Origin of the sequence: Apilactobacillus kunkeei (assembly GCF_005930975.1) — a bacterium.
Lineage (GTDB): Bacteria > Bacillota > Bacilli > Lactobacillales > Lactobacillaceae > Apilactobacillus > Apilactobacillus kunkeei_E.
Genome location: NZ_VBSE01000040.1, coordinates 42,782 through 56,465 on the forward strand (window position 1 = coordinate 42,782; position 13,684 = coordinate 56,465).

Consider the following 13,684-nt stretch of genomic DNA (forward strand, 5'->3'; position numbering starts at 1 on the left):
AAATGAATAACTTCCCTAAACCACCAGATTTTAAGCAAAACTTCGTCTTCATGATTAAGCGCGATAATCGCATCAAGTTTGGTCGTTTTGGCTTTTCCATTCTATCATTCTTGTTACATTGGATTCCATCAATCCTGCGTTCTGATTATTACAACACTGCATGCATTTTAGGTGTTGATGCTTGTATTTACATGGCTACTCACATGTTCTTACAATTAATACTTAATATTGATCCAAGTAATGCAGCAAACATCACCTATTTTATAGGAGCTGTCATTTGGGGATTAGGTTACAATACTATGTATATCAAGCGTCTTGTTAATAAAGGATTTAAACCAATTGATATTGATTCTCAAAATGTATTAAAACAGCATCGCATTGACTGTGAACTAACTGACATGACCCCAGATGAAATTAATCATCAAGGACCAACACTTTAAAAAAAAGACTCAAGAATTATTCTTGAGTCTTTTTCATTTCAGATCTTCATTAGTATTATTTGCTAATCTTTAAGTCTAAATCATTACCAATGTGTTCGGTGTAATTAAAGCCAGCTTCATTGAAGTATTTCTTTAATTCATCATTCACATTTTTTAGTGGACGTCGATCTTCTTTTTGTTGAAATACTTTAATATCGTATGCTGAATTGTCTGAGTCAACGTTTTCGAAATTGTATTCCACATCCACTGTGTTTAGAATTTGTTGAATTAATTGTCTTTCTGTCATAGTTATCCTCCCAATAATACTTCACTATTTATTGTAAAACTAATTTAGACTTTTGTTAAAAAATCATGTAAAAATCTTTCTTAAGATTTTCTTTACTCAAATTTAACTCTCACTGCGTTATAATGATTATAAATACATAAAAGGGAGTATCTGTTATGAATTTTTTCTTAAATTCTAGCTTTAATGCAAAAAACTCCGGGATTGAACATGCCCAATTAAAGCGCGCAAAACTCTTCGAAAAATTTGGCGAAGACTATCGCCTCGTCTTTCGTGAGTGGAATCCACTACTACATTTTCACTTGAACAACAATGGAATAAATGATAAATACATTCTTAATATTTTTGATTATTTTCAAGAAGCTACTAGTGTACAAAAAAAGACAATCCGTCCAAAAGATGTTAACTTCGGTGTCACTAATCTGAGATACGAAGAAGACAAAGATAAAAATCGCGTAATTGTCTATAGCAAGAATCAAATTGTTGCCCGTATCAACCTATTTGATAAAGATATTACCAACGATCAAATCGTTAAGTCTGTTGAATTATTCGATGGATTTGCTAACCTTTACCGTGTTGATTTTTACGACTATCGTGGTTTCTTATCCCTGGCTCAGTGGTATACTCCTGATAATAAGATAGCGACTGAAACTTGGTATACCCCTGAAGGTCGCCCTGCTGTTGAGGATTACTTCAGACTAAATGCCCAAGGTAAAATGGAAAAATCCGGTTTTAAAACCATCGATAAAAATGGAACAGTCCGTACTCACAACAACATTGTGGGATTAATCAAAGAATTTTTGGAACAAATTAACGTAGAATTCATGGATCAAGACCATCCAAATATTTATGTAATGGATCGTTCTGATTACTTCGAAGAAATATTGGAAAACTTGAGTTCTCCTACCTACACCGTCTTGCATCTACATAACTCACATGCCGGTGACGCTCAAGAACCCGATACTTCAATCATGAACAACAACTACGAATACTCACTAACCGACGCTAACAGATATGACGCGATTGTTTCTGCTACCGAAAAACAAACTAAAGACGTTAAACGTCGTTTTAATCCAGATGTTGATATGTTCACTATCCCTGTTGGTGTAATTAAAAACGAAGATTTACAAGGTCAACGCATCCCAATGAAGAATCGTAAGAAACACAGTATCGTAGTAACTGCCAGAGTTGCTCCTGAAAAACAAATCAACAAAATTATCGACGCCATGGGAATGGCTAAAAAGGAAGTTCCTGACATCAACATGGATGTCTACGGATATGTTGACCACTCCAACGACGATATCGCAATGAAGCGCATTAACGCATCATTAGACGAATATGATTTAAGAGATACTGTTGCCCTACACAGCTACACCAATGACGTTACTGGTGTGCAAAGAAATGCTCAACTATACGCCCTAGCCTCTGTCATGGAAGGTTTCAACCTTGCCTTAATGGAAGCTCAAGCTCAAGGTGACGTTGGTATAACATTTGATACTAATTATGGTCCAAACGAATTAATCGTCGATAATGAAAATGGCTACGTCGTGGACTATGACGACACCAAGGCCCTATCAGACAGAATGGTCAAACTATTTACTGACGATGAATTACTACAAAAGATGTCAGATCAAGCTTATGAACTATCAAATCGTTTCTCAGAGGACAGCGTTTGGGCAGATTGGAAACAACTAATCAATTCTGCTAAGAAGACTTGGCAAGATAAATTAAAGACATACCACTTTGACATCAAAAAGGGTCTAAGTGATATGGAACACACTGAGGAGGCCTAATCATGAGCAAGAAATTTTTATTCGTGAATGAAAACATTTTTACATTCAATTCGGGAACTGAATTTTCAGCCATGAACCGAATCAAACTGTTTAAACAAAATAACATTGATGCCAAGATTGTTACCAGAAATTACAACCCTTCGTTGCATCAAGAAATTCAAAAATACGGTATCGATGATAACGACATCCTTAACATGTACGACTACTTCCAAGGTGAAATTGGTCCTAAAAAACACCATGAATACCTAAGGTATTCCAACCTTGTCGACAAGCATGAATACAAAATTAACGGCGTCGACAACAACAAGTCATACATCGAAAAATTAGGTCAACGCATTGCCAAGGTTTCCATTTTTCCTCTTACTGTTGGTGAAATTGGCAATGTTGATTACTACGACAATTTCGGTAATATATCCAGTAGAGACGTTTTTGACTACCGTAGTTTTAAGTCCAAAACTATCTACATGCACCCAGATGGCAACATCGGACATGAACTAGTCTTGAACAGGTCAGGCAATCCGGTAATAGAAATAACTCACATGAACATTGGTGAACAACTAATGCCAACAATGTTTAAGCTACTAAACTATAAAGGAAAAACTTTGCGTTTCAATACCGAAGACGAACTATTCACATTTTTCCTAAACGAAATCTCTGATAAAGATACTGTCATCATCAACGATCGTCCTTCATTAACTGTTGCTGTGGGTGAAGTTAATGCTACCAAGCATAAATATCAAATCATGCATAACGAACATACAGAGGATCCGGCCCAAGCTGGTAATCCAAAGGCAAAATTATATGATAATCTGAACCCACTATTTGATCATTATCAAAAAACATACGAAGGCGTCATTACCCCAACTGAAACACAAAAACATGATTTACAAAAACGCTATCCAAAGATGAATTTTTTCTCAGTTTTAGATTCTGCAATTTTAGAAATGCACAAACCATCCTCAGATATCACTAATCATGAAATCACTTATATGGGTCGTGTCTTTAGAGACAAGAATGTTGCTGAATTAATTTCCATCATCCCTGCCGTTAAGCAAACCATTCCAGATGTCCACTTAACAATGATGGGATACTTTGAGTCTGCTGAATTCAAGAATGAATTGGAAGAAATTATCAAGCAACTAAATATCGCCGATAATGTATCTATGGTTGACTATAAGACCGGAAAGGACAGGGAAAACATTCTAGAAAAGACTCGTATCCTAGTCCAATCATCAAAAGGTGAAGGGTTAAGTATGTCATTGATTGAAGGCCTTTCCTATGGTATTCCTGAGGTTGCTTATGACATTAACTATGGTCCTAATGAAATTATCGATAACGGCAAAAACGGGTACTTAATCCCATCTGGTGATTTAGGTAAGTTCGCTAGCCAAGTTATTGATATCTTAGGAAACGATGATAAACATAAACAACAAAGTGAATATGCACTCAAAAAAGCTGATAAGTTCAGCGCTGACAATGTCATGAAACAATGGAATCAATTCTTTGAAACCATTTAAACCAAATAAAAAACCTCTATCTCAAAGATAGAGGTTTTTTTATTATTCTTTATTGATCCAAGTCTTATTAGCAGTAATGTACTTACCATGACCAATGTATAGTCTTGTAATACCTTTGTATTGTACAACCTTTTGAACTTTCACCCTTCTGCCTGACTTAATCTTACCCACAGCATGTTTCTTAGTAAAAGTACGACTGTTATAAACAACAACACCCTTTTTCCTGATTATACGATAATACTTACGATTATTTTGTTTTTCTACAGCATAATAACCATCTGTATAATCAGAATTATCCACATATTTACCACGGATTTTCAATTGCAAGTGGTCATTTGCATATCTGTAACCCGTAACTTTATGAACTGATGTACGTCGTCTATCAGCATTTAAGTTATAAACATACTTAGGAATATTATCAAAGTCATTTCTAAGAGCTACATAATTCTTGTTAGATGTAATGTACTCACCATTACCTAGATATAGTCTAGTAATTCCATTGTATTCAACCACATTTTCTACCTTGAATTCAGAACCATAAGGCATGAAATGCTTGCGAGCATGTTTAGCGAAGTTTGCATCGCTATATACCCATACACCCTTATGAGCAGAAACAATGTAGTTATTTGTTGGTTCGTTAGTTGAGTAGTACTTACTGTTGTTTGCCTTCACATCATTCAATTGAGCATTTAGTTGATCAATTTGTGCTTTGTATTGGTTAATCAACGACTCTTTACCAGCATTTTTATCGTTTAATGACCTGATTACTTCTGCCAATTGAGATTGATATTGGGCGTTCAATGAAGCAGCTTGGCTACTTAGCTTCGATTCTTCATTATTCATGGCAGCAATGGACATTGCTTCTTGTCGCGCCTTGATAATGTTAATTGCATTTTCATACTTGTTTGTAAGTGAATCTCTAATTACTTGAGCTTGTGAGTTAGCTTGACTAGCTGCAACACTTTGTGCACTTCTAATTGCTTCCTCGTTAGCTTTAGCTTGAGAACTCAATTCGGCATCTCTTTGGGCGTTCACTGAAGCAACTGCACTTGAGTATTCAGCCATCTTTTTAGCCATCATACTGTCTGCTTGAGAGTTGGCTTGAGCGATTGCAAATTGCTTATCGCTTTCAACTTGTGATCTCAATGATGCCATTTCACTAGCAAATGTTGAGTTAGCAGCATTTGATGAAGCATAGTATTGACTTTCTAGTGAATCCTTTTGAGCATTCATGTCATTGTCAGCGATACTCTTAGCAACACTGGCTGCACTTGATGCAGCGCTGTCGATTGCTGATTGAGCCTTACTACGTTCATTTGCAACTAAGCTATCGTAGTTGCTCTTGATAGCTCGTTGAGCTGAAGCATTTGATTGAGCCAAACGATCTAATTGAGCCTGAGCTGAACTGTTCATCGCATTTCTCACATCTTCAATTGCTTGACTAGCAGCTAATGATTGAGATGAAGTTTGATCATTCAATGCTTTAGCTTGTTTTGCATATGAGTCAGCGTATGAATCTGCGATGGACTTCGCAACGCTAGCAGCATGACTTGAAGCTGAGTTAATTGCTGAATTCATTATGGATTGAGCAATTGATGAAGCTGCTTCACTATCAGCTTTAGCCTTTGAGTTAGCACTTGATAATGCTAGTGAGTTTACAATTGAAGTTGCAGTTGATTGTGAACTTGCTAGGCTTTCTGCAGCTGATTTAGCGGCTGAAACTGCTGAACTGCGGATTGAGTCAGCATTGTTTGAAGCATAAACGCTGTCGTTGTATGCCTTTTGTTGGGCATCGACCAATGCTTGTGAGTTGGCAGCATTCAATGAAGCAATGTTTGAGTTAGCAATACTTTCTGCCAATGATTTAGCAGCTGAAATGGCATCTTGAGCACTGTTAGATGCTGCAATACTGTCCGCAACTGACTTAGCTCTTGCTTCACTTTTAGCTTGTGAGTTCTCAGCATTGATTGAATCAATCATTGCTTGAGCTTGTGATGAAGTTAAACTCTTGGCAGCTGAAATGGCGTCTGCAATATCGCTTTCTGCCTTCTTTTTCGCAGCGATACTGTCAGCTGTTGATTGTTGTCTTGCTGAACTCAATTCATCTTCATACTTAGCTTGTAGTGAAGCAATTTGTGAAGCAGCTAAACTTCCTTGTGCTTCACGAACAGAATCGATTGCACTTTGTGCACTTTGTAATGCAGCTAAGCTATCTTGTTGAGCCTTTTGTTGAGCGGCTGAAATTGCAGCTTGGTTGGCACTGTTTAGTGAAGAAATCAAAGAGTTGGCTGAATCTTGCGCTGATTGTCTTGCTGAATCCAATGCCGAATTCTTAACGGATTCGGCACGACTTGATGCAGCTGAACTATCATCGATTGCCTTTTGTTGAGCAGAACTCAATGCTATTGAGTTGGCAACTGATTGACTATCCAAGGCTGCTGTAATTGATTGTTGAGCAGCAATGCTAGCGGCACTTATCTTGATGTTGTATAGACTATCAGCCATCAAGCTATCTTGTTGAGCTTTACTTTTGGCATCGACTAATGCTTGCGAGTTCGCAGCTGCAACCGCAATTGATTGTTGTTCCGCGATACTTCTAGCAACTGATTGTGCTGATGATACCGCACTATCTCTTTCTAAGACAGCTGCTTTGCTTGCTTCATTTAGCTTTTCTTGGTATTGATCAGTCTGTTCATTTAGCATCTTAGCGTATGAATCTTCGATTTGCTTAATTTGCGCATCAGTCACCAATTTGGCAGCGGATTGTGCTGAAGCAATGGCTTGACTCATTAGTGAATTTGCATATTTTGAAGCAGAAATACTATCCTCTACAGCCTTCGATTGTGCATCAGACAATGATTGAGAGTTTGCAGATGATTGTTGAGCAAAGACTGAGTTGGCTGAATCTTGCACAGATTTTTGGGCTGAAGCGATTGCTGAATCCATGATGGACTTAGCAAGTGATGATGCTTGTAAACTATCAGCATTTGCCTTTGAGATTGCTGCAGATAATGCTTGTGAGTTAGCAGTTGATGTTGTACTAGATTGTGCAGCAGCGACTGATTGAGCTTGAGCAATTGCATCGTCAACAGCCTTTTGGATAGCTGCTTGTGCTGATGATGAAGCATTTTGACTATCAGCAGATGCCTTTCTTCTGGCAGCATCTAGAGCTTGTGAGTTAGCAATTGAAGCAGCTGTTGATTGTTGCGCTGCCAAACTATTGGCGGCATCGACAGCCTCCTTAACTGCATCTGCTTGCGCTGCTTCATATGATTGAGCAAGTTGATTTTGCTTAGTTGCATAAGAACTGTTCAATGAACTAATTAAGTTAGCGTTAGCTGAAGATAAGCTGCTTGCATAACTTTGAAGTGCGCTGATGCTGTTGGCAGCATTTTGTGAATCTTGTTGGTACTTATTATTTAGATTAATTACTTCTTTAGCATATGAACTAGCGATGCTATCTGCCTTATGGTTGGCTTCAGTAATCGCTAAACTATTTTTAAGTGCGGCGGCCAAACTATCAGCCATCAAACTAGTAATCTTGTTTGAGTAACTGTTCATTTGTGAAGTTGCACTATCAATCTTAGCTTGCGCTGCGGCTGAACTAGCTTGTGATTCATTTTGTAGATTACTAATGTAGTCACTGTATGAGTTGGCAATTGATTGTCTTTCGGCAATTGCTGAACTTCTGGCTGCTTCAACAGCAACACTTTGTTCGTATGAGTTCTTTGATTGTTCGGCAGCAATGGATGAAGCTTTAGAAGCTGCTTGTGAAATGGCTGCTGATGATTGCAATGCGGCCTCTTGAGCAGCGCTTTGGGCTGCTGAGATTGTCGCATTGAAATTATTTTGCATACTGCTTAGTTGTTGTTGGTACTTAATTACTTCATTAGAAGCATTGTCCTTATCAGCTTCTAGACTGTTAATGACTTCTTCGTATGAAGCTACAACTGATCCATAGGAACTAGCAGCCACAGAACTATCATAGGTAGCTTGGCTAGATGCAGCTGAACTAGCTGAAGATAGACTAGTGATTGCTGATGAATTCAAGCTGTTTTGCGCACTTGCGCTTGATTCCAAGTCGGCAAGTGATTGGTTAGCTTTACTAATTTCATTGCGCAATTCATTGATAATCTTATCGTAGTCCGTGTTTAAACTAGTAATTTGAGCTTGGTATGAATCGTTTAGAACTTGTTGTGCTGAAGACACCGCACTGTTCTTGTCGTTTTCAGCATTAACTGACGCGGCAGAAGATTCAGATTGTGACTTTGCAATCAAATCTTCAATGGCTTTCGAGTTAGCAATTGAAGTTGCAGTTGATTGGGCTGCTGCAATTGATTGAGCTTGGCTCTTAGCTTGTAAAACGGCAGCGTTCACGGTTGAGTTCATTAGTGAAACGGCAGCGTTTGAATCATCAATGACCTTTTGGTTCAATGAACTAATCGTCCTTGCATTATCATCCGCAATTGATTGAATTTGTTCAGAAGCTTGTTGTGATGCAATGTCTTGAGCTGACTTAACAGCACTGGAAATTGCTGATTGAGCACTGTCGGCTGCATTTGAAAGATCTTGTTCTTTCTTCTTGTTTAAGTCATCGATGGCAACAGAGTTGGCACTACTTTGAGCAGAGAATTCTGTTGAAGCTTGACTAGATGCTTTACTTGATGCTTTTGAAACAGCGTCACTAATCGCAGTATTGGCACTGCTTTGGGCTTGATTCAATTCGTAGCTCTTTTGAGCATTGATAGCATCAATTGCCTTACTATTTTCAGCTGATAATGAAGCTATCTTTGAATCAGCATCATTTTGAACTGATGAAATAGCTGAGGCTACCGCTGAATTTAATTCGTCTTGAGCCTTCTGAGCTGCAGACTTTGAATCAGCAATTGATTTATTTGTTAAATCTTCAATTGATTTAGCATTAGCTAAAGATAGTTGTGCGGCTTCACTACTTGCGGAGTCTTGAGCTGACTTGATAGCACTTCTCATTGCGCTATTTGCTTGTTGTGATGCATTGTTTAAATCGTCTTGGGCCTTGCTTTGTAGATCAACAATGGCTTGTGAATTAGCTAGAGAAACGGCCTTTGAATCTGCATCAGCCTTTGATTGAGCATCGATTTGGGCTTTTTGAACAGCTTGAGCAATTGCTGATTGAGCGCTATTAGATGCATTAATTGAATCTTGGATTGCCTTTGATTGCAAACTATCAATTACACTTTGGTTTTGTTGGGCAACTGATTGGGCAAGTGAGTTGGCTGAGTCTTGCGCTGATTTAACCGCACTGTTCATCGCGTCGGTAGCAGAACTTTGTGCTGATTGCATACTGCTGTTGTATTGACTTTGAAGGTCGTTAATCTTTTGGGAATTAGCTAAAGAAACAGCCTTTGAATCTTCTGCTGCTTTGCTTTCAGCTAATGATTTGGCGTTATCAGCAGCTTGAGAAATAGCTGCGTCAGCACTGTTAGATGCATTAATTGAATCTTGAGTCGCCTTTGATTGTAGACTATCGATTGCTCTTTGGTTTTGTTGAGCTTTCGATTGGGCAAGTGAGTTGGCTGAATCTTGTGCTGATTTAACTGCGCTACTCATTTGTGATTGGGCATCATTAGATGCTTGAATTGAGTCTGATTTATACTTTGCCTTCAATTGATCCACTGCTTGTGAATTGGCAATTGATGTTGCTGTGGATTTAGCGTTAGCGTCGTCAATAGCTGATTGAACGGCACTATTGATGGCAGCAGTTGCACTGTCAGCTGCTGTCTTTGAGTCAGATTCACCCTTTTGTTGAAGTGCAGCAATTGCTGCGTTGTTAGAATCAGTAATTGATTTTACCAAACTATCAGCGTTTTGTTTTGCGGTCTCACTAGCTGCAGACAATGCATCGGCTAGATTTTGGGCTGCTTGTTGTGATGCTGCCTTTGAATCGGCAGTACTCTTGTTTAGTAAGCGTTGAATTTCTGAAGAATTGTCCGCACTTTGCTTAGCAAAAGTATCGTTAGCTGAGCTGGTGATACTTGTAATCGCATTGTTTAGAGCAGTTTGGGCAGCTTGTGAAGCAACAGTTGAAGCTGCTTGGTATTGCGCTTGTTGTGCTGAACTACTTTGCGCATATTCAGCTTGTAGTGAAGCAATTGTGCTAGTCAAAGCATCCTGTGCTGATGCGCTAATTGAGTTAGCTGCTGATGTAGCGGCACTGTTGATTGCAGTGTTGGCAGAGTCACTCAACGTTTGTAGCGCAGTTTGGTAGCTGGTGTTCAAGCTGTTAGTTAAGCTTTGATTTTGACTAGTTAATTGAGTCATTACATCAGCAGCTGATTGTTGAACACTTGCGACTGCGCTTGATCTTAATGAATCAGCAAGCATTTGGGCAGCTTGTGAATCAGCGATGGATTTTTGAGCAAAAGAATTTAGTAATTTATTAATGTATGCATTAATCTCATTTGTTTTTTGACGGTTAACTGCATTCATTGAATCAGTTGCTGATTGGACTGCATTACTTTTATCAATAACAGCTTGGTTAGATGCAGCTGCTAAACTATTATTGTATTGACTTTGTAATTGTGAAAGTTGTTGAGCATTTTGGGTGTTTAATGATGCTTGAACTGCTTGTGCAGACGATTGCACAGAAGTTAACACTTGACTAATTGCGTTTGATTTATCAATCGCTGCGGAGTTGTTTAAACTTTGTAATGCACTATTGGCAGAAGCAATCAATGATTGGGCATTAGTATATGCTTGTTGAGATGCTAATTGAGCTTGTTGAGATGCTTGCAACGATTGATTTTGTATATTGGTTAATGAGTTTTGATAATTTGAACTAGCAATTGCTGAATTTGAAGCTGCAATACTATTGGCAATTGAGTTAGCTTGACTTGAAGCACTTGAAATAGCATTAGCAATCGACTGTGCTAATGATGCCTTTGAATTTGCAATATATGCTGCTGCGGAAGCACTAGATTGTGAGGCTAAAGAATCAGCGAATTCTGGTTTTGCAAAAACGTAAACATAAGCAACACCATTAACTATCTGTGGCAATACATGTCCTGTATAATTCTGATTATTTAAATAATAATTACTATCTAAAGATGAAATAGAAGTAACCTTGGCATTATTAGTATCCCCGTTAAAAACACCAACCTGTCCTTGTCCGCTAACATTTTTACCTGATATGGAATCTAAAAATTGAATTGGATAATAAACCACGTTAACCGTTGGCGTTACGTTAATTTGATATTGACCATTATTATTAATAATCTTACCGGTTGTCATATAATAATTATTACTATCAAATGTTCCATTATTAACTAATCTAGGATTATTATTTGCATCGATTACAATTGATCCTTGACCGTGACTCACATTATTATTATCTACAAAGTAAACTGGCAACGTTTTACTAATAGAGTATGGGTTAACCACAACTTGGTATTGACCATTATTATTTATCACGCTGCCGTTAGCCATATAGTAATTATTACTATCAAAAGTCCCAACACTTGCAATCTTTGGATTGTTATTGGAATCAAATGAAACCAATCCAGTACCATGCGAATTACCATTGGCATCAACGAAAGTTAGTGGATATTGATTATTTACTACATATGGATTGACTAATACTTGGTATTGGCCATTTATATTATTAACTTGTCCATTAACTACATAATAATTATTGATATCCAAATTACCATTATCAACTAGTTTTGGATTATTATTTGCATCAAAGATAATTGTTCCTTGACCGTGATTAGCACCTTTACTATCAACAAAAGTGGCATTGGCAAAGTTACTTAATCGATTTAAAACAACTTCCATGGTGAAGTTATCATCATTGCTATTTTTAATCAGTTGCCCATTAGGACTAATATGATAGTTAGAATTACTTAAATTTCCATAATCCACTAGTTGAGCGACATTATTACCATTGACGTTAACTTGTCCAATCGCAATATTACCACTTGTGTCTTTGACAGCTACACCTTTATTAGTAAATGTTACTGTGGAAGTTCTAGCATTTTTCAAAACATTAACGGTATATACGCCAGTCGCGTTAAGTTGAGCGGTTGCATTATATGCTAAATGATATCCGCTAGAATTCAAGTTAGTAGTATCCCCTAAAGTAGTCGTTCCATCTGAATTTAAGTAAACGGACCCCGAAATAGGGTTATTATTACTATCTGTTAAGATTTGGTTATTAGGTGTTACAAAATTTAGTGTAGCAGTTTGTTGGTTAACAGTAACTGCATATTGACCATTATTATTAGCATCTGCTGAAATACTTGGGTTAGTGGCATTGGGTACATAGTAATACTTAGTAGGCAAGTTCCCCAATGTATAAGTATTGCTAATAGTTCCGTCATTATTGATATTAACGGTTCCTGTCCCCACTAATTGGCCATTAGTGTTGTAGAAGTTCAATGGTTTTGGTTTAGCTGCTGGAACTAAGGTAACAACATAATTATAATTGGAATCCATCGTCAATTGTGATCCTATGTTTGCTACGTAGTTATTACCGTTAATATTGTAATAGTTTGTTACTTTTTGCAAAACATTGTTGGAACTATTTAGAATCGCCATCCCAATGGCTGGACTTCCATTTGTTCCCGTGATGGCGTTTCCGTTTGCATCAACAAAAGAGACTGGGGTTAGGAAAGTTGGATTAGTTCCCTTAAGTTCAACGATAACTTGTGGAGTGCCCATAGAACTCTTCCCAGGTGCTATGCTAGCATTTAAAACGTAATTGGACCCTGGATTAGTAACATTATTGATATTATTTAATTGGTTGACTCCATTTGCATTTGGTGTTGCAGATCTAAGAATTTGAAAATTATTTGGATTAGTATTATTAACAACATATGCATCTTTAGCACCTCCGCCAAGCGGTTCGTTTCCATTGGCATCCAAAAAAAATACAGAGACGGAATTTGCGCTAAAGCTATCACGATAACTTAATCCTTGCGCCAAAGCTGCACGATAATTTGCGGCGTTACTATCAATACTACTTTGTGCAGAAGAAGCCATTTGATCAATGATTGCTTCAGCATCTGAAAGACTAACACCTGTTAAAGAATTATTAGCATTACTACTTTGGCTATTGTTAATAACTGTATCTGAGGAAGATTGAACAGAGGAACTAATTGCACTGTTAGATACACTTGATTTACTTGATATAAAGCTACTTTGTGAATTATTCAATGAATTAGTATCACTTGTTACTGCCGGACTATTAGATTGACTGTCCACATTCGTACTTTGACTAACAATTGTCGCCGCTTGTCCGTTTGTAGTATCGTCAGCATGCGCATTAACTTGATTTGTCATCAAAGTTAAACTTGCTGCACCAAAAAGAGCAAAGGAAGATACGGATACAACAACCCAATTTTTCTTTACTTTTTTCAAAATTTTCTTATCATTAAGTTTTCTTATTTTTCTCTTATTATATTTCAATGGAACGGCACCTCCCCATTAAATTCCCTGAAAAATCTTTTTAATTCGTTTTTTATACAATCAATATAATATCCCTTTAAATCAATGATTGCTTAAGGAAAGCATTGATTTTAAAAAAAATTAAACATTTAAATATTTCCTTAATATTTGAACAATATAAAAGTTAAAAATTTTTCTATATTAGAAAAAAGTATAAAAAATATCCGT

General features: G+C 37.3%; 5 protein-coding genes. 3 read left to right on the forward strand and 2 right to left on the reverse strand.

Annotated elements, in window-relative coordinates; all coding sequences use genetic code 11:
- Positions 1-2 precede the first annotated feature (2 nt).
- Positions 3-440, forward strand: coding sequence for a hypothetical protein (locus FD688_RS04275; protein ID WP_138741926.1), 438 nt, complete (start codon positions 3-5; stop codon positions 438-440).
- A gap of 55 nt (positions 441-495) precedes the next feature.
- On the opposite strand, the gene FD688_RS04280 is transcribed toward FD688_RS04275, so the two are convergent.
- Positions 496-726: a hypothetical protein gene (locus tag FD688_RS04280; protein ID WP_138741927.1), complete on the reverse strand. Its 231-nt coding sequence runs from the start codon at positions 724-726 to the stop codon at positions 496-498.
- A gap of 155 nt (positions 727-881) precedes the next feature.
- Between FD688_RS04280 and FD688_RS04285 the strand changes: the two genes are divergently transcribed.
- On the forward strand, positions 882-2,516 hold the full coding sequence (locus FD688_RS04285) for a glycosyltransferase (RefSeq protein WP_138741928.1): 1,635 nt from the start codon (positions 882-884) through the stop codon (positions 2,514-2,516).
- Between the two features lie 2 nt (positions 2,517-2,518).
- A complete protein-coding gene (locus tag FD688_RS04290; RefSeq protein ID WP_138741929.1) occupies positions 2,519-4,033 on the forward strand; it encodes a glycosyltransferase in 1,515 nt (504 codons plus the stop codon).
- 42 nt (positions 4,034-4,075) lie between these two features.
- Here the strand turns inward: FD688_RS04290 and FD688_RS04295 are convergent, their stop codons facing one another.
- Complete coding sequence (locus FD688_RS04295) at positions 4,076-13,477, reverse strand: DUF5776 domain-containing protein (RefSeq protein ID WP_138741930.1); 9,402 nt, start codon at positions 13,475-13,477, stop codon at positions 4,076-4,078.
- Positions 13,478-13,684: the final 207 nt, after the last annotated feature.